General features: G+C 38.0%; 20 protein-coding genes, 3 tRNA genes, 1 pseudogene and 1 riboswitch. Of the genes and pseudogenes, 4 read left to right on the top strand and 20 right to left on the bottom strand.

Annotated features, from left to right (window positions below):
* Positions 1-139 precede the first annotated feature (139 nt).
* From J6L97_RS08785 to J6L97_RS08815, 7 genes are all read right to left on the bottom strand, one after another.
* A tRNA-Gln gene (locus J6L97_RS08785) sits at positions 140-211 on the bottom strand.
* A gap of 34 nt (positions 212-245) precedes the next feature.
* A tRNA-Tyr gene (locus J6L97_RS08790) sits at positions 246-327 on the bottom strand.
* Between the two features lie 121 nt (positions 328-448).
* Positions 449-1,816 (bottom strand): FAD-dependent oxidoreductase, encoded by a 1,368-nt coding sequence (locus J6L97_RS08795; RefSeq protein WP_057726151.1) that lies wholly within the window; start codon positions 1,814-1,816, stop codon positions 449-451.
* 206 nt (positions 1,817-2,022) lie between these two features.
* Entirely contained in the window at positions 2,023-2,271 is a 249-nt protein-coding gene (locus J6L97_RS08800) for a hypothetical protein (RefSeq protein WP_005720911.1), read from the bottom strand.
* Positions 2,268-2,588: an Rpn family recombination-promoting nuclease/putative transposase gene (locus tag J6L97_RS08805; protein ID WP_005724328.1), complete on the bottom strand. Its 321-nt coding sequence runs from the start codon at positions 2,586-2,588 to the stop codon at positions 2,268-2,270. Before J6L97_RS08805 ends, J6L97_RS08800 begins: the two co-directional genes overlap by 4 nt.
* A 152-nt stretch (positions 2,589-2,740) precedes the next feature.
* The gene (locus tag J6L97_RS08810; protein ID WP_005727191.1) at positions 2,741-4,216 is read right to left on the bottom strand and encodes an SLAP domain-containing protein; all 1,476 of its coding nucleotides are present in this window, start codon (positions 4,214-4,216) and stop codon (positions 2,741-2,743) included.
* A 328-nt stretch (positions 4,217-4,544) separates the two neighbouring features.
* Positions 4,545-5,378 (bottom strand): MurR/RpiR family transcriptional regulator, encoded by an 834-nt coding sequence (locus tag J6L97_RS08815; RefSeq protein WP_005720908.1) that lies wholly within the window; start codon positions 5,376-5,378, stop codon positions 4,545-4,547.
* A 152-nt stretch (positions 5,379-5,530) separates the two neighbouring features.
* On the opposite strand from J6L97_RS08815, the gene J6L97_RS08820 reads away from it, so the two are divergent.
* Together J6L97_RS08820 and J6L97_RS08825 are read left to right on the top strand one after the other, a co-directional pair.
* Positions 5,531-6,214, top strand: coding sequence for a ribose-5-phosphate isomerase A (locus J6L97_RS08820; protein WP_013085942.1), 684 nt, complete (start codon positions 5,531-5,533; stop codon positions 6,212-6,214).
* Positions 6,201-7,190 carry a Gfo/Idh/MocA family protein gene (locus tag J6L97_RS08825; RefSeq protein ID WP_054832639.1) on the top strand — a complete coding sequence of 330 codons (990 nt, stop codon included), beginning with the start codon at positions 6,201-6,203 and terminating at the stop codon, positions 7,188-7,190. The genes J6L97_RS08820 and J6L97_RS08825 overlap by 14 nt, the downstream gene beginning before the upstream one ends.
* A gap of 54 nt (positions 7,191-7,244) precedes the next feature.
* Here J6L97_RS08825 and J6L97_RS08830 read toward each other — a convergent pair whose 3' ends face one another.
* The 11 genes and pseudogenes from J6L97_RS08830 to J6L97_RS08880 form a co-directional block, all read right to left on the bottom strand.
* Positions 7,245-8,417, bottom strand: a complete 1,173-nt coding sequence (locus J6L97_RS08830; protein ID WP_057726150.1) for an aminotransferase class I/II-fold pyridoxal phosphate-dependent enzyme — start codon at positions 8,415-8,417, stop codon at positions 7,245-7,247.
* 413 nt (positions 8,418-8,830) lie between these two features.
* Complete coding sequence (mgtA, locus tag J6L97_RS08835) at positions 8,831-11,518, bottom strand: magnesium-translocating P-type ATPase (RefSeq protein ID WP_035443451.1); 2,688 nt, start codon at positions 11,516-11,518, stop codon at positions 8,831-8,833.
* Positions 11,519-11,598: 80 nt separating this feature from the next.
* Positions 11,599-11,762: riboswitch (M-box (ykoK) riboswitch) on the bottom strand.
* A gap of 526 nt (positions 11,763-12,288) precedes the next feature.
* Positions 12,289-12,360 (bottom strand) — tRNA-Gln (locus J6L97_RS08840).
* Between the two features lie 196 nt (positions 12,361-12,556).
* Positions 12,557-13,243: a glycerophosphodiester phosphodiesterase family protein gene (locus J6L97_RS08845; protein WP_057726149.1), complete on the bottom strand. Its 687-nt coding sequence runs from the start codon at positions 13,241-13,243 to the stop codon at positions 12,557-12,559.
* Positions 13,244-13,290: 47 nt separating this feature from the next.
* Positions 13,291-13,950 carry a putative quinol monooxygenase gene (locus J6L97_RS08850; protein ID WP_054832638.1) on the bottom strand — a complete coding sequence of 220 codons (660 nt, stop codon included), beginning with the start codon at positions 13,948-13,950 and terminating at the stop codon, positions 13,291-13,293.
* A gap of 68 nt (positions 13,951-14,018) precedes the next feature.
* Positions 14,019-14,609, bottom strand: a complete 591-nt coding sequence (locus J6L97_RS08855; RefSeq protein ID WP_005720899.1) for a histidine phosphatase family protein — start codon at positions 14,607-14,609, stop codon at positions 14,019-14,021.
* Positions 14,610-14,615: 6 nt separating this feature from the next.
* Entirely contained in the window at positions 14,616-15,191 is a 576-nt protein-coding gene (locus J6L97_RS08860; RefSeq protein ID WP_005720898.1) for a histidine phosphatase family protein, read from the bottom strand.
* Positions 15,192-15,267: 76 nt separating this feature from the next.
* Positions 15,268-16,332: an SEC10/PgrA surface exclusion domain-containing protein gene (locus J6L97_RS08865; RefSeq protein ID WP_057726148.1), complete on the bottom strand. Its 1,065-nt coding sequence runs from the start codon at positions 16,330-16,332 to the stop codon at positions 15,268-15,270.
* A 161-nt stretch (positions 16,333-16,493) separates the two neighbouring features.
* On the bottom strand, positions 16,494-17,165 hold the full coding sequence (gene apf / locus J6L97_RS08870) for an aggregation-promoting factor (RefSeq protein ID WP_054832637.1): 672 nt from the start codon (positions 17,163-17,165) through the stop codon (positions 16,494-16,496).
* 367 nt (positions 17,166-17,532) lie between these two features.
* Positions 17,533-18,349, bottom strand: a pseudogene (locus J6L97_RS08875) (PTS transporter subunit EIIC).
* A 385-nt stretch (positions 18,350-18,734) separates the two neighbouring features.
* Positions 18,735-19,607, bottom strand: coding sequence for a metallophosphoesterase family protein (locus J6L97_RS08880; RefSeq protein WP_023487910.1), 873 nt, complete (start codon positions 19,605-19,607; stop codon positions 18,735-18,737).
* A gap of 141 nt (positions 19,608-19,748) precedes the next feature.
* Between J6L97_RS08880 and J6L97_RS08885 the strand changes: the two genes are divergently transcribed.
* Complete coding sequence (locus tag J6L97_RS08885; RefSeq protein WP_005720890.1) at positions 19,749-19,949, top strand: hypothetical protein; 201 nt, start codon at positions 19,749-19,751, stop codon at positions 19,947-19,949.
* 46 nt (positions 19,950-19,995) lie between these two features.
* Here the strand turns inward: J6L97_RS08885 and J6L97_RS08890 are convergent, their stop codons facing one another.
* Positions 19,996-20,226, bottom strand: a complete 231-nt coding sequence (locus J6L97_RS08890) for a hypothetical protein (RefSeq protein WP_057726146.1) — start codon at positions 20,224-20,226, stop codon at positions 19,996-19,998.
* A 96-nt stretch (positions 20,227-20,322) separates the two neighbouring features.
* Between J6L97_RS08890 and J6L97_RS08895 the strand changes: the two genes are divergently transcribed.
* Positions 20,323-20,718 carry an iron-sulfur cluster biosynthesis family protein gene (locus J6L97_RS08895; RefSeq protein WP_013085921.1) on the top strand — a complete coding sequence of 132 codons (396 nt, stop codon included), beginning with the start codon at positions 20,323-20,325 and terminating at the stop codon, positions 20,716-20,718.
* A 51-nt stretch (positions 20,719-20,769) separates the two neighbouring features.
* Here the strand turns inward: J6L97_RS08895 and J6L97_RS08900 are convergent, their stop codons facing one another.
* Entirely contained in the window at positions 20,770-21,372 is a 603-nt protein-coding gene (locus J6L97_RS08900; RefSeq protein ID WP_023487909.1) for a sugar O-acetyltransferase, read from the bottom strand.
* Between the last annotated feature and the right edge of the window lie 30 nt (positions 21,373-21,402).

Raw genomic sequence — 21,402 nt, forward strand, 5'->3', positions numbered from 1 at the left:
ACAAGTATATCTAATACGGAAGAAATTTCAAATACTTTTTCCGTATAATAGCTATAATCAATACGTATACAAAAATGGCAAAAAAAGAAACGTCACATAGGACGTTTCTTTTTTCGGGTTGGGTGTTCTTTTAGAACTATTGGGTTAGCTGGATTCGAACCAGCGCATGATGGTACCAAAAACCATTGCCTTACCACTTGGCTATAACCCAATACCAGCTGAACTTTTTACTTGTCGTTCAACAATGGAGGAGGGTGGATTCGAACCGCCGAACTCAGAGAGAGCGGTTTTACAGACCGCCGCGTTTAGCCACTTCGCTACTCCTCCGTTAGCTGACTTAATTATAATAACGAAAATCCAAATCAAATGCAAGACTTTTTTGAAACTTTTTTCAAAAAAAGAAGAAGCCATGACGACCTCTTCTCAAAATTTAAAAATTGATTTATATCTAAACAGTTAATTTTAAGCCTAATGCCTTTTGTGCTACTTGATTTACCAGACTCCATTGCTTGTCATAAGTTGGTGAAAAGAAGAAATCTGCTTCTGCTAAATCTTCCAGTGTCAACTTATTTCTAATAGCTAAGCTCAAAACATTGGCTTGGCCACTAATGTCATATGATGAAAGTACGCTACCGCCTAAGATTTGGTGGCTGTCTTCATTATAAACAACAGCAATATAGCAAGTAGGATTATCTTTTTCAGGAATATAGTCTGGACGAAGATAACTCTTTAAGACTGTTTCTTTTGCATTAATTCCTGCTCGCTTGGCATTCTTTTCACTGAGTCCTGTTGTTACTGCATGTAAATCAAAGGCTTCAAGCAATTGTGCACCAACTAAGCCCTTAAAGACACGTTCTGGCTTGTCTTCAAATAAGTGCTCAACAACATATTGAGCCTCATGCCGTGCAGCAATGGCAGATGGCATCGGTACTCTTCTGTTAGCTGGAATGCTAAACGGGAAGATTGCATCCCCAATTGCATAGACATCCTTTACATTGGTTCTAAAGTAATTGTCTACCTTAATGTAGCCATTGTCATAAAGATCGATCGTGTTTTTCAACCAAGCAGTATTTGGCTTAATACCAACTGTAATAATGACACAATCAGCAGTAATATCACCCTTATCAGTCTGAACTGCATTGACCTTTCCATTGCCAACAAAGCCAGTAACTTTAGTGTTCATAGCCAGGTTAACACCATGATCAGTCAATTCTTTTTCAAATAAGCTAGTATAAGTATCATTCAAATAATTTTCTAGTGGTTTTTGCCCACCGTCAATTAAAGTAACATTCTTGCCTGCTTTAGCGAAAACCTCGGCAGCTGCAATTCCGTTACCAGCACCAATAACTGCAACATTTTTAATAGCTTCATCTTGAGCAGCTGCATTGATCTCTGTAGCGCAATCATAGCCTCTCATCAACATAATATTTTTCAGGTCTGCTCCAGGAAGAGGCAAACTTGCGGGGTTAACACCTGAAGAAATAATTAGCTTATCATAACTAACTTCTTTGGTTGTACCATCTTTTACGTTTTTGACAGTAACCGTCTTTTTAGCTGGATCAAGAGCTGTTACTGCTGTGTTATTAACAACTTTACCACCCCGTTCAGCTAGATCTTCAGGAGTAAAGTTTCTAACGTTGTCTTGGCCTGTAGTTTTTCCTTCAAGGAATAGCTTCATTCCGCAAGACATAAAGGAAACGAAGTCGCCTGCTTCATAAATCGTAACGTCTACATCATCATAACGATCTAAAATTTCATAAGCTGCCTCTTGGCCGCCGTGGGATGCACCTACAATAATGATTTTCTTTTTTGACATAGCCTGACCTCCTAATAATGCAGCAATAATTGTCGTTTTTAAGTAATAGCAGTTATTGTAACTGGTTACATTATTTATCTTTTAATAAGATATTTCAATTAATTTGCTTTTGATTAGTGCGAAGCAGCAATATATTTTTTATATAAAAAAGAGCACTACTGATAGTAGTACTCTAGAGGGAAATTTTCCAAAATTATCTTATTTAGCTAATTCTGCTGATAGATTTCGTTCACTAATTTAGTGATTTCATTACGATTAAGAACTTCATCATACATATCCATTGTTTCCTGGATTGTATTTTCTAAATTAGTACCATGATTTTTGGCATAGCCAATAAACTTTTTTGCATCTACTATTTTAGCTTCTTTAATCGCTTTTTCTGCAGCTCTTTTAGCAACTTCATTCATCTCATATTCTAGCTTATTCATGTCTTCGACCCATTTTCCGCTATTCACGTAGTAGTCGATATCCTTCTGCAGGCTGATATCCCTGCGTAGTACATCATCCGTTTTTCTAGATCATTTTTACGTGTTGTTTGCATCTCAATATCATACACTCGACTTTGATCATCTTGTGCCCAGATATCTAAGCGAATGTTTTTGGATTCTAGTCCAATGTTGCCGTCATACTGGGTAATGACATTAACTTTTGTCAATTTTAATTCAGGAAACATCCGACGTAGCAGTTCCAGACAATTCTTTTTATTGCTCATAACATGACCGAATACCAAGTCGTTAGTAATTCGAGGATATCGATTAATTCTTCTCCTCATATTTTACCTCTTTTCTTTTTCTTAAGTAGGAAAATTACCCTCCACTATTTATTACGCAAAAAAGTGCAAATTTTTTTCAGAAATTTAAAAATTTAGACACGAAAAAAGCCGATGCAAATGCATCGACTCTTTCAGTTAAATTATTCTACTTTTTAATAGAAGTTTACAGCCTTGATGTAACGCTTGTTGTTGTTTCTGCAGCCTTCAATTCTGTAGTACTTCTTACCGTTCTTAAATCTCATTTGACCACCGTAAGTAGTTACAGTTTGACCTCTGTACATCTTACCAGTACCTGGAGTACGACGGTATGATGACCAATAAATGTAGGCATTGTGCTTCAAAGTACGTTGGTTACCAGTAATGTTGGTTACACGAACGTATTCGTCCTTGTTAGCCACCTTGTAGTAAGTCTTACCGTTGATAGTTACAACAGTTGGAACGATTTCAATGTCGTTGTAAGCGTAGTACATGTGACCTAAGTAGTTACCGTTCTTGTCATAAGCTCTTGAATCAACCATTACTGGCAAAGTCTTGGTGTTAGTGTCACCAGCTGGCTTAACAAGTGATGAAGTCTTAACCCAAATGTTGCTTGAGTTAGCATCTGACTTAGACTTAGTTGAAACTTGTGAGTATGATACATTGTTAAGGGTTCTAGTTTGATCAGCAACGTAAACAGTGTCACCATCTTTGAAAGTAGTTGAAGCTGGTCTTACATTAATGCCATAAATGTGGTAAGTTGCGATTGAGCTTGCGCCATTAGCATATAGAGCTTGTTTGTGGCTTGAAGTAATTAAAACAGTGTATGTTGCAGTAGTCTTCTTACCAGTTAAACCAGTAGCAGTTAAAGTTACATTATAGTAACGTCCTGCTTCTGAAGTATTAACAGGATTTGAAGTTGCTTCTAGTGAAGCAGCTGTATTATTATTGCTGTTTTGTACAGCTGAAATAATAACTGGCTCACCATTACTATTTACAAAATTAGTTGGATTAAATTGTGAACCAACAGCTACTTGGAATATTTGACCATTAACACTCCCCTTGCTTTGACCATTCAATGACCAATTGATCACTGGATTTTGAGTAGTATCTGTAGTTGAACTTGAACCTGAAACTACAACTGGGATTTGAACAGTAGCTGTTTGCGTAGAAGTAGAACCTGTACCAGTTAAAGTAAGATTGAAATCACTAGTTGGTACCGCAGTAATATTCTTGTTATCTTTATCAAGAGTTACACCTGCATTCTTAAGAATAGCAGCAACTTCACTATCTTTAAGGTTAACTTTTTCTCCACTGGCATTATTCGTACTAAAGAAAACTAATCCTAAATCATTAATTGCCTTAGTAACACTAGCTACAGTATCTTTAGCCTTAATAGAAATAGTAGTTGGTACAACATTAGCTGTTTTATCGGTAGTACTTGCAGCATCAATTACTTGATTGCCATATGTAAAGTATGATCTATCTGTTGGCTTTGCTGTTGTTGCTGTAGTAGTACTTGTAGTACCAGTAGTGTTAGTTACTGTACCTAAACTAATAGCAGCGTTAACTGGAACAGCTGAAGCTGCTACAGGAGCAACTGCCAACAAAGCGGCAGCAGCCATACTTACAATTCTTGTATTCTTTCTCATAATTATGTGGCCTTTCCTTTCTGAAACAGAAATTCATCCTAAGCAGTAAGTTATATCTTCTTCTGCTTGTGAAATAATTATAGCATGTTACGAACCCGATTACTAAAAACAGGATCGACTCGTGTGTGTGATTTTAAGAATACCTCCTAAAATCACCAGTAATACCCTACCCTTTATTTGTTAAACTGTAGTTACCGGACTTTTACAATTAAGATTCAAAACATTACATTTTTGTGAAGTTTTAAACAAGTTATTGATTTATGACAGAACTTATGTGTGTTAAGAAAAGGTAATTTTAACACTTGTTCGCTTAAAAAAATTAAAGCTCTTAGATTTTTTGATTAGAAATAATTGCTTCATGTTCTTTAATATGCTCAACTCGCCCTGCATCCCCCGCAATAAGTAACAAATATAATGCCTCAATCATTGTCATACTTGCCACGCGTGAGAAATAATACTGCGATTGCATCACCGTCTGCCGCACTGCTGTCTTTAAATGCACATCAGCTAATAGCGCAATCGGTGAATCATCGCGATTGGTGATCGCAATCACCGGCATCCCTTTTTGTTTGGCTACCTTAATTTGCTTAATGATTCCCGCTGCTTCACCTGAATTCGAAATCACCAACAAGCAATCCTTTTTACTCAGGTTCATTGTCTGCGCAATTGCCGTTTCAATCGTGCCACCCGAATCAATTGCCAACAAGCCAATCTGATTAAACTTATACACTGCATCAGCGGCCACCGGATAAGTATCGCCCTCCGCACTAACCTGCACAATTCTGCTTTCAGTCAAAAAATGCAGCACCTGATCTAATTTGGCTTCAGTCACATTCTCCAAAGTCGCCTTAATCTCGGCGACTTTATTTTTCTCAATTAATTCCAAATTAGCACTAGCATCATCACGTGACATATTTTGAAGTGACACACTTTCAGTTGCATTCTGAGCTAGTTGAATTTTTAAATCATGAAAACCTGTCAAATCTAAATTATGACAAAAGCGCGTCACCGAAGCATCACTCACCTCAGCTTCAGTTGCTAATTTTGAAATTGTATAATTTACCACCTGTTCGGGCTGTTTTAAGATCACTTGAGCAATCTTCTGATCACTGGCTGACATTGTCGCTAATTTGCTATAGATTGTATCGATAATTTTAGTCATCATTCTCACCTTTTCTGTGCCAAAATTATATCATCAATGTAATTAATTTTCACAATTTTATTTTTAAAGAAAATAAATTTATATTTTGATTGACGAAAATCATTTACCAAGGTAGTATGTATTTGTAAATAATTTTCACAGGAGAAAATAAAATGAAAATTAATTCGATAAGTGACCTCGCTTTAAGTAAAATCAAGCCGAAAATGACTATTTCTCTTGGCGGCGGAAGCAATGTATTTAAGTTAGCTCAAGCGATTGCACAGCATAACTTAGACATCACATTATATTCTCCATCCGAACTTACTCGCTTTAGGTGCCAAGAACTCGGATTAGAGCTTCTTCCTTCTACTGCAGCGACTAAGATCGATATTGCTTTTGATGGTTGTGATAGTATTGATAAGAATTTTAATGTTCTAAAAAGTTTGGGTGGAATTCATCTTTTTGAAAAACAGGCAGCACAAATTGCCAAACAGTTTATCCTACTCTTACCCAGTGAAAGGATACAACCGATTCTGAATCCTAAAATTCCACTTTGTCTTGAAGTGGCACCGCCTTGTGTTAATCAAGTACAGAAGTATTTAAGCAGTTTACATTTAACTAGTAAGATTCGACAAGATAGTTCAGTAGCTGCATTTGCCCGTACGCCTTTGGGCAACTACTTAATCGATGTTTTTAACGAAGATTGGCACAATATCACTGAACTTAATCGTCAACTTTGTTTACAAAATGGCGTAGTCAGCTCTTCACTATTTGAAAACTTAGCTACTTCATTAATTACCGAAAAAGATGGAAAAATTATTGAACTTAAGAGAGGTAATGATCATGAAAAAATTTAATTGGGGAATTATTGGTACTGGCTGGATTGCACATGATATGGCTGATGCTTTGAACAAAGTCAACGGCGAAATTTATGCTGCCGCCAATCCCAATGAAGAAGCACTGCATGTCTTTGTCCAAGAAAAACACGTGCAACATGCTTTCACTAATCCTGATGAAATGATCAACGATCCTAACATTGATATCATCTACATCGCTACCCCGCACACTTTCCACTACGATTACATTAAGAAGGCCCTCAATGCGGGCAAGCACGTCTTTTGTGAAAAAGCAATTACCATCAATGCGCGCCAATTTGATGAGGTAGCTCAATTAGCTAAAGAGAAGCAACTAATCTTAATGGAAGGTTTTACCCTTTATCACATGCCAATCTACCCAAAGATGCAAGCCCTGATTAAGGCGGGCAAATTTGGCGAAATTAAAATGATCCAAATTAATTTTGGCTCACTCAAGGACTACGATCCGCAGAATCGCTTCTTTAATAAAGACCTTGCTGGTGGTGCATTGCTGGATATTGGTGGCTATGCAACAGCTTTTGCTATTAGTTTCATGGATGAATATCCTGAAAGTATCAATACCACGGTAAAATTCTTTGAAACTGGCGTTGACGAAGAAAGCGGCATCATTTTGAAGAATTCAAAAGGTCAAATGGCAGTGATGTCCCTCTCAATGCGGGCTAAGCAGCCTAAGCGTGGTTTAGTTTCGGGTACCAAAGGTTATTTTGAAATCAATCAATACCCACGCGGCACTGAAGCGGACATTACTTACACCCAGAGTGCCCATGAAGAAAGCTATGATAAAGTGACTGCTGGAGAGGCTGACCAAGCACTTGAATATGAAGTCACTGATTTTCAAAAGTATATTGAACAAGGTCATGACGAAGGCGAATTAGAAAAATCTCGCATGATCGCCCATATTTTAACCAGTATTAGAACTGCCTGGGGCATGACTTATCCATTTGATAACGAGGAATAATTAGTTGGATTTCAAACGGGATCGATACATAACATCGGTCCCTTTTATTTGCACTTATTGCTTATTTTCTGCGACATATTTTTCTAGTCGTTTCAAGCCTTCTTTGATCTGATCCATCGACGTTGCGTAAGACAAACGAATATATCCTGCTCCACCTTTAGCAAAAAATGAGCCCGCAATTACAGCAACATGCCCCTTTTCAGCCAGGTCATAAATAAACTTGGTATCATCTTGTTCCAAGCCTGCTGGAATTTTGGCAAAAATGTAGAAGGCACCTTTAGGCTTAACGCATTCAAAGCCTAACTTGGTTAATCCTTCATAAAGCACATCACGCCGCTTTTGGAATTCTTTCTTCATCGGCTGTGCATCGTTCATTCCATTGCCTAGTGCTTCTTCAGCTGCATCCTGCATTGGCGTTGGTTCCGTCGTTGTGATTGCTTGGTGAATCTTAGCCAGTTGATCCAAAATCGGCTTAGGCGCAGCTACCACACCGATTCTATAGCCAGTCATTGCCCAAGCTTTTGACACGCCATTCATTAAAACAACTTGATCATGTAAAGTCTTTTCCATCGAAGCATGTGGCTGATCATAATTCAATTCGCTATAAATTTCATCGGCAAGAACAAAGATTGGTTTGTCGCGCACCACATCAGCTAGCGCATCGAGCTCAGCCTGCGAGTACATAACGCCTGTTGGGTTAGTCGGATAGTTCATCACCAATGCCTTAACTCGATCGCCATATTTATCCAAAGCTGCTTGCAACTTAGCCGGCGTTAACTTGAAGCCATCATCAGACGTGTCGATTTGTTCAACCGTTGCGCCCATTGATAGTGCATCCCCGATATAAAGCGGAAAAATCGGTGTCGGCATCAAAACAGCGTCGCCCGGATTAAGCACCGCGGTCAAAAAGTCATAGATCGATTCCGTTACCCCATTGGTGATCAGAATTTCGCTTGGATCATACTTTTGCCCATATTTTTCAGCTAAAAAGTCGGCTGCTGCCTTACGCAAACCTGGAGTCCCGTTAGATGGCGCATAGTGTGAATGGCTATTAGCAATGCTGGCTTCAGCCGCTTTTTTAATATGCTCTAGCGTGTTAAAGTCAGGCTCACCAATCGTGAATTTGACGATGTCCGAAATTTTGTTGATGTAAGCTGCAAAGGCCAAAATCTGCCCTGGCTTTTGTTCAGCCAAGCCTTTTTTCATATGTTTTGTTAAGTCGACCATGATTTTTCCTCCTTATATCTGAACTAAATTAATTCAAATATAGGAGTCTTTTTAATCTTTGTCAAAGGAAATATTAATTTTGATATCTAAAGTGCACATTAAATCCAATAATTAACAAAGCATAAATACTATAAATAACCGTAACAGGCGGATACATTGCCTGACACTTTATCAGCAAAAGAATAATTAAAACTATCACCCAAACAATCGTTAATATTCTAAAACGTTGAAAATATGACAAATCGGTAAAGCCACTGTCAAAGCTATATCAGCTATTAAGATAGTAAAATCCACTGGATATGATTTGATATAAAAAGCTTGAAATATCGGCAATGCCTCTGACAGTAAAAAGATAGAACTAATAATCCCACATATTAAAAGCAACTAATTAAGTATCTTTTTATAGTCTTTCATTAAATCAAGAACTTCTCTTTCTTCATGTACCAGTGCTTAATCACCGTAGTCAATGCAATGTACAAAGTCAAAAGTACAAGAACTACCAGAACATAATATTCTGGGATCGGACCGAATTTCATTACCTTAGCCAAGCTTGGGATGTAAGGCATTGCAGTACCGATCAATCCTGCACCGATCGTAGCGAGCATGACAACTGGTGAAGAATGTTGTTGGATAAATGGAACGGCTGGATCACGCAATGCTTGAATAACCATTTCTTGTGTCCAGAGTGATTCGATGAACCAGCCACTCCAGAAGATGGCCATAAAGACAGCCTTTTGCCCTGGAGTAGCAGCCACATAACTTGTGCCCACAGTACTTGGACAAATCCAGAAGTAAAGCAAGGCAAACGTAATGACATCAAAGATTGAAGATGTCGGACCAAAGAAGAACATGAACTTAGGCAACTTCTTTGTCTCCCACTTACGTGGTACTTCCAAGTATTTTTCACCAACTCTATCAAATGGAAGTGACAAACAAGATGTCCCATAGATCAAGTCTAGAATCAACAATTGCATTGGAAGCATTGGCAAAAATGGTAGGAATGATGAAGCAACCAAGATCGATAAAATATTACCAAAGTTAGATGACAACGTAATCTTGATGTATTTCATCGTGTTGGCAAAGATCTGACGGCCGATTCTGACACCGTGCTCCAAGATGAGGAGACTCTTGTGCAGCAAAATAATGTCCGCACTCTTTTTTGCAATATCAACAGCCGTATCAACTGAGATTGCTACATCGGCCTTCTTCATAGCTGGCGTATCGTTGATACCGTCTCCCATGTAAGCAACCGTGTGACCATTTTCCTTCAAAATCTGAATAATTCTAGCCTTTGACTCTGGTGAAAGCTTTACAAAGAGGCTACATTCTTCAACCATCTTTTTAACTTCATCGTCGCTCTTACCAGCAAAGTCTTTTTCACTATAAATATACTTGGTGTTCAAGCCTACTCTTGAAGCAACACTCTTAGTTACAGCAGCGTTATCACCAGTCAAAATCTTCACGGTAATACCGTCTTGCTTTAACTTCTTAAGCACGTCCTTAACGTCATCCTTAGGTGGATCAAGGAAGGCCAAGAATCCGGTTAGGATCAAATCTTTTTCATCGCTAACATTGAATTCACCGGCTTGAGCAGGATTGTTCTTGTAAGCTAACAAAACAACTCTCAAACCATCTTTGTTCAAATCTTCAATGTGCTTTAAAACTTTTTCTTTGTAATCATCAGTTAAATCGTTGATGTGACTGCCAACTTGCACACGATTGCAGCAAGCAAGCATTTCTTCGGCAGCACCCTTAGTTACCAGGATACGACCATCGCCGTGGCGCTTGACCACGACACTCATGCGACGGCGCTTGAAGTCGAATGGAATTTCATCAACCTTAGTGTAGTCGTGTTTAATTTCATTAACATCTAGCTCATCGCTAGCGGCATCGATGATGGCTTGGTCCATCAAATCGTGCATCCCCGTTTGGAAGTACGAGTTCAAGTAAGCCAAGCGCAAAACCTGTGGATTTTCCTTCATATCCAAGTTGTAGTGCCGTTCCAATACAACCTTGTTTTGGGTTAAAGTACCGGTTTTATCAGTACAAAGCACGTCGGCGGCACCGAAGTTTTGGATGGAGTTCATCTTTTTAACGATGGTGCCGTGCTTGGACATTTCTAGCGAACCCTTAACCAAATTACTAGTAACAATAACTGGCAACATTTCTGGAGTAAGTCCAACGGCTGTGGCAATCGAAAACAGCAAAGCGTTGAGCCAGTTACCTTTAGTTAAACCGTTGATGACCAAAACTAAAGGTGCAATGATCGCGGTCATTGTTAACAATAATTTAGAAATATTCTTGATACCAACATCGAAGTTAGTTTCCTTAACGTCGTTGTTTGAAATATCCTTAGCCAAACGACCAAAGACAGTTTGTTCACCGGTGGCCAAAACAACGCCAACACCTGAACCTGACACAATAGTTGTTCCTTGATAGATTACATCAGGATAGTCCAAATATTGATCCATGTCTTTTTGATCGGGCTTCTTAGTCGCAATCTTTTCCACAGGCGTTGATTCACCGTTCAAAGAACTTGATGAACAGAACAAGTCTTTAGTTTTGAGCAATCTAATATCTGCTGGCACCATGTCCCCAGCGTGGATATTAATAATATCGCCGACAACTACTTGCTTGGTAGAAATTTCTTCGTCCTTTTGATTGCGACGAATATTGGTAGTTACAGACACCATGTTTAAGAGGTCTTCAACTGCGTCATTAGTTTTCACATTCTGGATAAAGGATGTTAATCCAGAAATGATGATCATCGTAATCATAATGATCACAGTACTCAGGTCCTTTTGATCTGCCGGCACGAAGACGTAGTCGGTAAACAGCGACACCGTTGCTAGCAGCAACAGGACCATTGTGAAAGGAGTGAAGAATGATTCAATGAAGAAATGCAATTTCGTGTTGTGCTTCTTGGTCGCAACTTCGTTAAGACCATTCTTCTCTAAACGCTCTTTAGCTTCCGCCGAAGACAGACCGTCTAGCGAACTATGTAGCGTCTTTAACGCTTCTTCGGGAGTTTGCCTAGCGATCTGCTTAACAAACTCTGTATCGGCTGTCTTCTTATTCATCAACAACTTGTTTTTTGCCATGTTAATCCCACTTTCTGATTAAACATGCAAACAAACTAAAAAGGAGCTAATACCAATTAGTATTAACTCCTTATCTAAGCGATGTTTCCTCGTCGTTCAGTTTTGACACTACGTGACGTAAGCACAGGCTAGCTATCTGGATCTCGCCTTATCTCGACAAGAACTATTTTACTCGTTGGCATCTCTGGATGTTTCCGGGCGATAGCTTGTGTTCACGTAGGAGCCTCACCTAACAGTTTATTTGCTTTTTCAATTTTCATGTTTATTATATGCATATTATTTGACAATGCAATTATCTTTACTAAATCGTTAGAATTTGTAAAAGACTTTAAGAAAGATAAAAAACTCGCGTTTGCAATGAACACGTGTTTTTTATAATTTAATTTTGATATACTATTTTATAGACATGGATATGTTGCAACTATTTGTGTTTAGTAGTTTTAGCATAACTAACCACCCCTCACACATTTTGAAATTACGGAGGTGAGAGTTATGCATAACCGGATAGTTTGGAGGTTTAGTGCTCCGTGGTAGCTTGGGCTATTGCAATCAGCATCGTTCTAGGTGCTTTAGGCAAATTAGCTATCAATTTGGCTATAGCCTATGCGATAACAAAAAAGCTAATCGCAAGGATTAGCTAAACCAACAGTTATCTGAAACTACGATCGAAGTCAACGGATTGCGACCGTTGGCTTCTTTTCATATACAGATTATAACATGAATTATCCGAAACGAATAAAAAAGATCAGGCTCACTGCCTGACCTTGCTATTGGGTTAGCTGGATTCGAACCAGCGCATGATGGTACCAAAAACCATTGCCTTACCACTTGGCTATAACCCAATCTTCAAACCTTTTACTTGATTGGTTCTATTTGAATGACCTCTCGATCACTCAACAGATAATATTATAGGGGAATGAAGAAAAAATAGCAAGAAAAAATTCAAAAAAGTTTTGTTTTTTTAAAAATACCTACATTTGCTCGAAGGATACTGAATCTTTCTTTTATGAATTATAAAATTAATTTGTTTTTTTACGATTATAACTTTTGTGACTTCTTAACCTTATTCATTAATTCAAAGTCGTTGGTAAAAATTCCAGCTACACCAAGTTTAAAGTACCTTTTTGCTATGCTTACTTTATCTACTGTCCAAATTCTTTGCGTAACTTTGCTAGGTAAATACCAATGCGGATGGATCGCTGCAAAATGATTCTTAGCCGCAAACTGTTCAGGAAACGGCACCGGCCATTTGGTTAAAAAGCAATATTGTTGGTGGGGATCAATTCGCTGGCAATTTTTTAAGGTTTGATAATTGAAGGAAGAGAAAATAATGGGATGCACAAAATGGTATTCTTGTGCTAACGCTAAAACGATGGCTTCAATCCCCTCATCATGAATCTTGTTAGTCTTAAATTCCAAGTTAACATACAAATCCTGTCCCTGAAGAATTTCAAATAATTCACTTAACATCGGTACCGGTTCACCGTTAGCTAAACGAAATCGCCTGATTTCACTTAAGGTATAGTCCTTAATGTAACCCGTGCCATTAGTTGTGCGGTCAATTTTTTCATCATGCATTACTACTGGCACCTTGTCTTTAGTTAAATGCACATCAAATTCCACGCCTTCTGCGCCATGCTCTACCGCATATTTAAATCCTTGCAAAGAATTCTCCGCAAATTTCACCGGCAGTCCTCTATGAGCAAATACAATTGTCTGACCCATTTTTCACCTATAAAAAAATACCGCTCTCGCGGTATCCCTTCTATAACTTAATCTAATACGATTGCACCTTGAGTTGCTAAAGTATCACGTACAAGATCCTTAACATCTCTTCTAGCCACCATTCCATCAGTATTTTCAATGTATTCAACATATTGTGGTGACTTGATATGAGCGTCATAAGCCTTGTCATCAAAGTAAACTTCAACGAAGTACCATTCGTTTTCGTTCTTCTTATTGACTCCAGACATCATAATTTCCATGCCTGGTTCAGCAGCCATGCTGGTGGTCATTTCTTTCTTAACTTCATGTGCAAACTTTTCTGCGTCTTCAGGCTTAACTTCAACCTTAACCAAGCGCATAACAAAGTTGTCGGCATGGTCATTCAAAGCATCATGAGCCTTGGTAGTAATTACCTCAGGCTTCAATTCAATAATTTCCTTGTCAGTGGAAATCTTGTTAATAGTTTCCGCAAAATTGTCGGCATGTGCTGCTGCAATGTGCAAATCTTCTGCCAAGCTATTCCGGAACAATTCGATTTCGTAATTGTCTTCACCATGAGCATCGTCATGTGCGCTTCCAATTAACAAAGTTCCTTCTTCAGCTGGAATTGAGTTGTGCATGTTATTTTCAACTTCACGGATATATTCACCGCGATCGTTTTCCTTGATATTTAATTTAGTAATTCTAAAAATTGGTGTTTCATCCATTTTTCTTGCCTCGTACTATAATCTTTCCACACCTATCATTATAAACTAATGCAGAAAAATAAAAGCCCCTATTCACCAGTTATTTGATCAATTTTAACCGCTTTAGCTGGCCATTCAGTCCGTACATATTCCAATGTACTGCCTTCATTGCTAGTTAACTGCACAAAAGAACAATTGGGCAGACCTAAAAATTCACGATGGTTAGTTTTTTCATTAATGTATTGCGACAAACTATCGCCATGACCAACAACTAAAATATTATCGCCATCTTGTGCATCCCGCATGATCAAGTTAATCCCGCGCTCCATTCGTTCAACTACCTCATGATTATCTTCCACGCGAAATTTGCCCAAACGATGCAGCGGCCAAAGTAGCACATTGCGTGCCTCAAAAGCGCCATAGCTTTTCTCTTTTAATTCCTTTAATCGAACATACTCCATCTCAGGCCCAGCAATAATCTCTAAAGTATCACTTGCCCTTTCTTGGGGTGAGCAATATGCTCTAGCAAAATTAATTCCCTGATCTTGAAAATAATCCCGCACGGCTTCCGCCTGCTTAATGCCTAATGGTGTTAGCGCTGAATCACAGCTCCCCTGCATGCGGTGTCCTTTATTAAACCAAGTTTGACCATGCCTAACTAAATATAAATTAATTGCCATTTCGTCTTACTTTAAACCCTCTGCTGGCCACACGTATGAATCAAAATGGATCTTTTTACCATCAACTGTTAGCTTCACGATTGAAGCATTGCCAAAACCGCCAAAGTTCTTATTCTCGGTAGCATCGCGCACAAACTTAGCTAAAATATCACCATGTCCTACAACTAAAGCAGTTTGACCATCCTCTAAGCCGCTTAAAATCTCGACTACTGCACGGTGCATTCTAGCAACAACGTCTTCGTCTTTTTCCATAGTTGGGTCTACGTTAGGATTATTATAATTCCAAGGCAATAAGAACTCATCACGACCTTCAAAAATGCCATAACATTTTTCTCGTAGGTCTTTTAAACGCGTATAAGGCATTTGATGATCAGTAATAATTTCCAAAGTATCGCAAGCACGCTCTTGGGTTGATGAAAAAGCTTTGTCAAAATGAATACCCTGCTTTTTAAAATAATCGCGGGCCATTTCAACCTGGCGGATGCCTCTTTCATTCAATGGTGAATCACAACGTCCCTGAACTTTATGGTAATAGTTAAAATAAGTTTGTCCATGGCGGACTAAATATAAAGTTTTTGTCATATTTTCCTCGCTAAATCGTTTTTTCCTTTATCTTATCAAAAAAGCACGCGTCGTGCGTGCTTTCATATTTTTTTCGTTAAATTTTGAAGTTCTTGTTGTATTCACTCGAATTTACAACAAAACTTGGCACACTAATGAAGTGCATTGAGTAAATATTGCCAGTCTTGGAAATGCTAAAGCCATAATAATTGTAGTCCCCATCATGACGTGAGCCCTGTGTATTAAATAAATCACCGGCATGCTCCCATTCGCGGTAAAGGCTCTTATCATTACGCTGATTTTCCCCAGCTCCTGCAAAGCCAAAGATCATTTGCTTCAAGCCAAAGTAAATATTCCGCTTCATTTCAGCCATAGACATAATCTTCTTATTAGTAGAAAAACCAGCCATATCTTCGACATAATTATCGTTTAATTCTAAGCCATGTTTTTTGCAAGCCCGTACAATTCCGGCAACATAGTGATCGCCATCTTTGATACTCTTGCCATTTTGCTCGTATTCTTGCGCAATTGAATTAGCTAAGGACTCTACTCCAGAACTATAAACCCACGGCTTCAAACCTAATTGACTACGAGCGCTATTAATTAGGCGCAAAGAGAATTCTGCCAGTTCTTTTTGCTCACTAGCGGAAAGATCAGCAGGATTAATCATCTTTTGATCGGCTTTGCTTTCACCTGAGCTAACACGTGAAAAGTCGTTTTGTTCCATTCCTTTCATGCAAGCCTGAATAAAACTAGCACTTGGCTTCCCCTTATATGCTTGCAATAAACTAGCTTTTGTATAGCCGCTCGGCATCTTCATTGTAGCTGTTACATAATTCTGTGTTGCAGCAGTCTTTTTAACGAATTTGGCATTTTTAGCTAATAGCCATTGAGAGTTATTTCCAATCTTATAAGCCAAATATTTTTTCTTTCCCAGCTTCAAATACTTTTTAGCAGAATAAGAATACTCTCTTTTAGCTACAGCATAATACTTAGACTTCTTGCCCTTATTTGTATAAAGTCTAACTTTCTTAGTTCCTTTAACCTGAACTTTTCCCTTAACTGCTGCTTGAACCGTTTGTGGTGTCGTTTCGTGTATTACACTAGCCGTCCCCATCAGGCAAACACTAGTCAACAAAGTCACAATTAATTTTTGCTTCATAGCTGTTCCACTTTCTGTATGTTTTGATTATTAATATTTGTTATTTAAATTATATCGTAATTATTTAATTAAAAAAATCAAAAAGAGACACACTATCATTTTGACAGCATGCCTCCTTTAAGTTAGTTTGATTTTATTTAGTTTTGAAAAGAGGTTTATTTTTAGTACCAGCCGTTTGCTTGCCAGAATGCCTTAGCAGCAGTCCATGAGCCATAACGACCTTTGACATAGTTATCAGCTACTCGCTCTTGGTTAGCTGCTGAATAGTCACCATTCAAGTATGAAGCTGAAAGTTGGTATTTACCAACGTATTGACCATTTGAAGCACCGTATGAGCCACCAGATTCTCTACCGGCAATCCATTCCTTAGCACTAGCTTCTGAACCACTTACAGTTGAAGTAGTAGTTTGAGTGTTGGTGTTATTTGCTGCAGTAGTAGTTGCTGCAGAATTAGTATTTTCAGTTTGAGTTTGGTGTTGTACTGGAGCTTGGGTCACAGCAGCTTGAGTGTGGTAGCCGCGAGTTACATACTTAGCACGAACCCATTGGTTCTTGCCTAAGTCATACCACTTGTGACCTTTGGCATCGTAAGCAGTCTTAATTACTTTCCATGAGGTGTTGCTTGCCAAAGTTTGGCCAGTAGCCTCTGGCTTCTTGTAGCTGTTGTAAACAGTGATTGCGTTGTCTGAAATGTTCTTAACTGTTACAACATCTGTATCGTTTTCTACAATAGCAGCTTGAGCAGTATTAGTGTTGTTATTAGCTGCTACTAAACCTGTAACTGATAAAGCAGTTACTGCAATTGACTTAACTAAGATAGATTTAATTTTCAAAAAAATTCTCTCCTTAAAATTTTAAAAGTCATAAGTAACGAATTTTCACCTTATTCGTCCGTCCCATTCAATTGACACAGCATATACTACCTTGCTTAAATTGCAGAACTATAACAGGAATATCACCTGCAGATTAAGAAACTATTGCAAAGTATGACAAAATTGTAACAATTGTAATATTTATGTAAATTTATTCAGATGATACAAAACCGCATCAGATCGCCATTTAACGCGATTTTTAATTTTTATTTGCTATGTGCAAAAGCTTGTTCGCATTTAATATATTGAAACACTTTTGCAAAACGAAAAAAGAAAGAGTTTCCTCTTTCTTTTTTAATTCTCACAAATTTTTTATTAATTTATTCCATTATTCTGCCTTATCCTCTTCTATAAGTTGACGTTTATTAAGTGCCACAATAAATGGCAGGTAAATCAAAATGTCTAAGATAATATTGATTACTTGCAACATTGAGCCCGCAATACTGCCTGTTGCCAAAAAACCTGAAATAATTGGCGGCATTGTCCAAGGAATTACAGTCCCATTACATAATGGAACTAAGCCTAGGTTCATTGCACAATAAGTGGTAATCGCATTTACCATTGGCGCAATCATAAGCTGAAAAACTCTTAGCTACAGCAGGTGGCACAGTAGCTGGCATTTTAATTTGGATATTATGATTAATAAACCATTGGAAAATCCATGCACTTAGGAGACCAAAGATAATAGCTACAAATAATCCTCTACTACCTAAGTAAGTGTAAGGGAAGCCTTCAACTGGAACTTTATCTCCACTCATAATACTTGGCGTCAAAATGAAGAATACAGATGCAGAAACAATTCCGGCAGAAACACCATCTGTCTTATATTGATTAGCATAACTCCAAGCAATTCCAAAAGCTGCAATTAAGCCCATGATCCCAAAGGAGCCATTAGTAATCTTGGCTAAAATCTGTGCCAGGCTTATACCATGAACAGCCGTTTTTGATAGCCAATCAGACCAACCGGCAACTGGAAATGAATTAATGATCATGAATAATGATCCTACAATAATTAACGGCATAGCCATGGCGATACCGTCACGAACAGCAATTAAAGGTTTAAAACTGCCTATTTTAGCGGCTACAGGCATAATGTGTTTGTTAACAAACGCATTCAAACCTCCGCTCGATTTACTATTAGCCATAATAATTCCCTCTTCAATCTAAAAATGAGCTCGTGTTTCTTTGGTATATACCTTTTGTAATATAATAATATCATGAAAGCGATTTTATTACTACTATTTTCAAAGATAATTTTTTGCTTATATTTTTAACCAAAGATTGATTAACAAAATATTGCAGTTATGGCTGTAAGTGCTATAGTTTACATGTAATCATAAAAATAAAGCGAGGAAATAAAATTATGGCTAAATACGAAGTAAAGTTAAGCGAAGAAGATTTACAAATGATCAAAGATTGTCATTCAAAGAACCCTTCAATCATGAAGGCTATGAACGAAGCAAAGAAAGTCGAAGATTAAGCAAATTTTGATCTCTAAATCGAAAAAAGGCGTCCGCAAGGGATGCTTTTTTATTGGTTTTCAAATCTTGTACCGTGGGGATGCTTCCAGTTATAAACACGGACTATTTTACCCATGCCATCTAGCACTACAACATTCCCATCATTATGTGGATAAATCAATGGATCAGAGTGTGAACCACCGTCAGTAAAAATTCTTGCTGGCTCACCTGGGTATTGCACTGTTCTAACGATACAATCATCAATCGATAGCCGCCTCATTTGTCGACCATCATCATATTTTCCTTCTAAAGCAGCTGTTGGCGTATGACCAGTCACAATTGTTTTGCCCGTTTTGTTATGAGCCATCATTTTCAATAAGGAATCGGAATACCAATATTTATCTCGCGCCCAAATACGGTAAAAATCATAGTCAAATTTCAAGCCATACTCTATCTCAGAGTAAGTTTCCGGATCATTATACTGTTCATCTGGCCGCACACCCGCATGAACAAAAATCAAGTGTGGCGTTTCATACATAATAGGACAGCCTTTTAGAAAGCGATAATACTCACTATCACGCAACTCATCAGGCAAAACTGTACTGCCGAACAGACTAACTAGGCTCTTGCCACCACCGTTATAAAACCAAATGCCATCTTGATGTTCCTGCTTCTCCGCAAAATTGAGTAACATTTGCTCATGATTACCCAGTAGTACGATTGCTCCTTCGCTTTTTTGTTCAATTAAATAATCCAATACTTCTTTCACATGCTCGCGGCCATCAACATAGTCACCGCCCGCAACTAATTGTGCTTCTGGAAAATCTGCTGTTGCCTGCTTGATTAAGTCTAAGGTTTCTAAGTTGCCATGAATATCAGAAATGAAGATATAGTTCTCCTTTACTCGATCATCCAACAGCGTTCGATTGATAATTTTTTTCATTTCATACTACCCCATGGGCTAAATTAAACTAACATTCTTTTCTTAATTATAGCAGATGTACACTGGTTCTTTTTCTATGTAATCCTAAAATTAACCTCCGGCAAAAAAAGGCTACAATAGATATGAAAAGAAGTGATTGCAATGTTTAATGAAGAAAATGCAATTGATGCAAAGGACTTACATGTTGATTCTTTCAAATATCAATCAACTGAAGACATGCCATCTGATGCTTATTCTAGCTGGGAAGAAAAACATCCAAACGCCAGGGTATTCAAGCTTGAATTTCGCAACATCGGCGAAAGCAATGAATGGCAGGAAATGATCATTATCTACACTGAATAAATAAAAAGTGGAAGAACTCCAAGCCTAGTGTGTTTCTTCCACCTTTTTACTTATTTTGATTTTCTTTTTCCTTCAATTTGTGCAGAATCCGTTCATTTTCCTTAGTACGTTTTTCAACTGCTGCATCGATGATCGAATCAAACCAATGATTATCAGAATCATCGCTTGTTTGATCCTTCTTTTGAGGACTTTCATTTTTTACACGTTTGTCAGTTTCTTCATTAATAATGGAATCCAGCCAATCAAAATTATCTGGATCATGGCTCTTATCAGTCATTTATTTTTCCTCCATTTTTGATTTAAATTAATTTATTTACTATTCTTTTTGACTATAATTGAGTTAACAAGATGAAACAAGAAAGAAGTGTTCGAAATGAAAATTACATTCACTGACAAGGCGCTTGACTACTTAAAAAGACGCGAAATCTTGAATAAAATTCTAATTTTAATCGCCGACGATGGTGGTGGTAAATATTCTATCAAAGGCGGCGGTTGTGCAATTGGCAGTCACTTTTCCATTATTTATGTAGACAAAGTTGATCCTGATTATCCAATCAAATTTGAAAATAACCAAGGAATCAATATTTACACTTCTAAATACGACACCACAATGATGGGACCAAATTTAGTGGTTGACTACGCCAATGCATCCCTCAACTTAAAGAGTGACGAAGGATTGCTTGATGGCGGCGTTGATATCGGCAATGGCGCCGAGTTAATTAAAGCTCAAAAGAATGTAAAAATGACCGGCGTTGAATGGCGTTGCTAGATTAAGATGATCAGAAAAGACAGTAGTTTGAAATCAACTACTGTCTTTTTTCTATAGAAATTGACCACTATTAGGATCGAATCCAGTACGATCTGTCGCGGTAATCTTTCTAATTACCTTGCATGGATTCCCCGCTGCAATTACATTATCTGGGATGTCATTCACAACTACACTGCCTGCACCAATAATTGAATTACGTCCAATAATTGTATCTGGAGTTACGCTAACCCCGGCACCTAGCCAGACATTGTCACCAATGCCGATCGAATGTGCAACACAGCCACCGGCTTTTCGCTCGGCTGGATCAAATAAATGGTTGCTGGTATACAAGCCAACCTTAGGACCAAATAAAACATTGTTTCCAATATAAACAGGCGCACCATCTAAAATCGTGCAGTCATAGTTGGCATAAAAGTTATCCCCGACATGAATATTTTGTCCGAATTCGCAACGAAAATTAGGATTTACGAAGGGATGCTCACCTGTTGAACCAAAGAGTTCTTTGATTAATATTTCTTTTTTAGCGTGATCATTCTCATTATTAATATTATTGGTCTTCAAGGTAGCAAGGTCTCTCAAGGTGTCAAGGCGAGGATCCGCATCATTATAAGGACGACCAGTTGCCATGTAATTAAATTTTGTTCTAAGCGACATGATTCTTTCCTTTCATTAGTTCTTCTATTT

The organism is Lactobacillus crispatus, from assembly GCF_018987235.1.
Lineage (GTDB): Bacteria > Bacillota > Bacilli > Lactobacillales > Lactobacillaceae > Lactobacillus > Lactobacillus crispatus.

What these genes read in the sequence shown, in the direction of transcription:
- J6L97_RS08845 (WP_057726149.1), bottom strand. Translation starts at nt 13,243, where the DNA reads ATGGGTCAGACAATTGTATTTGCTCATAGAGGACTGCCGGTGAAATTT.
- J6L97_RS08815 (WP_005720908.1), bottom strand. Translation starts at nt 5,378, where the DNA reads ATGACTAAAATTATCGATACAATCTATAGCAAATTAGCGACAATGTCA.
- J6L97_RS08795 (WP_057726151.1), bottom strand. Translation starts at nt 1,816, where the DNA reads ATGTCAAAAAAGAAAATCATTATTGTAGGTGCATCCCACGGCGGCCAA.
- J6L97_RS08895 (WP_013085921.1), top strand. Translation starts at nt 20,323, where the DNA reads ATGAAAATTACATTCACTGACAAGGCGCTTGACTACTTAAAAAGACGC.
- J6L97_RS08820 (WP_013085942.1), top strand. Translation starts at nt 5,531, where the DNA reads ATGAAAATTAATTCGATAAGTGACCTCGCTTTAAGTAAAATCAAGCCG.
- J6L97_RS08880 (WP_023487910.1), bottom strand. Translation starts at nt 19,607, where the DNA reads ATGAAAAAAATTATCAATCGAACGCTGTTGGATGATCGAGTAAAGGAG.
- J6L97_RS08860 (WP_005720898.1), bottom strand. Translation starts at nt 15,191, where the DNA reads ATGACAAAAACTTTATATTTAGTCCGCCATGGACAAACTTATTTTAAC.
- J6L97_RS08885 (WP_005720890.1), top strand. Translation starts at nt 19,749, where the DNA reads ATGTTTAATGAAGAAAATGCAATTGATGCAAAGGACTTACATGTTGAT.
- J6L97_RS08810 (WP_005727191.1), bottom strand. Translation starts at nt 4,216, where the DNA reads ATGAGAAAGAATACAAGAATTGTAAGTATGGCTGCTGCCGCTTTGTTG.
- J6L97_RS08900 (WP_023487909.1), bottom strand. Translation starts at nt 21,372, where the DNA reads ATGTCGCTTAGAACAAAATTTAATTACATGGCAACTGGTCGTCCTTAT.
- J6L97_RS08890 (WP_057726146.1), bottom strand. Translation starts at nt 20,226, where the DNA reads ATGACTGATAAGAGCCATGATCCAGATAATTTTGATTGGCTGGATTCC.
- J6L97_RS08830 (WP_057726150.1), bottom strand. Translation starts at nt 8,417, where the DNA reads ATGGTCGACTTAACAAAACATATGAAAAAAGGCTTGGCTGAACAAAAG.
- J6L97_RS08850 (WP_054832638.1), bottom strand. Translation starts at nt 13,950, where the DNA reads ATGGATGAAACACCAATTTTTAGAATTACTAAATTAAATATCAAGGAA.
- J6L97_RS08805 (WP_005724328.1), bottom strand. Translation starts at nt 2,588, where the DNA reads ATGAGGAGAAGAATTAATCGATATCCTCGAATTACTAACGACTTGGTA.
- J6L97_RS08825 (WP_054832639.1), top strand. Translation starts at nt 6,201, where the DNA reads ATGAAAAAATTTAATTGGGGAATTATTGGTACTGGCTGGATTGCACAT.
- J6L97_RS08865 (WP_057726148.1), bottom strand. Translation starts at nt 16,332, where the DNA reads ATGAAGCAAAAATTAATTGTGACTTTGTTGACTAGTGTTTGCCTGATG.
- mgtA (WP_035443451.1), bottom strand. Translation starts at nt 11,518, where the DNA reads ATGGCAAAAAACAAGTTGTTGATGAATAAGAAGACAGCCGATACAGAG.
- J6L97_RS08855 (WP_005720899.1), bottom strand. Translation starts at nt 14,609, where the DNA reads ATGGCAATTAATTTATATTTAGTTAGGCATGGTCAAACTTGGTTTAAT.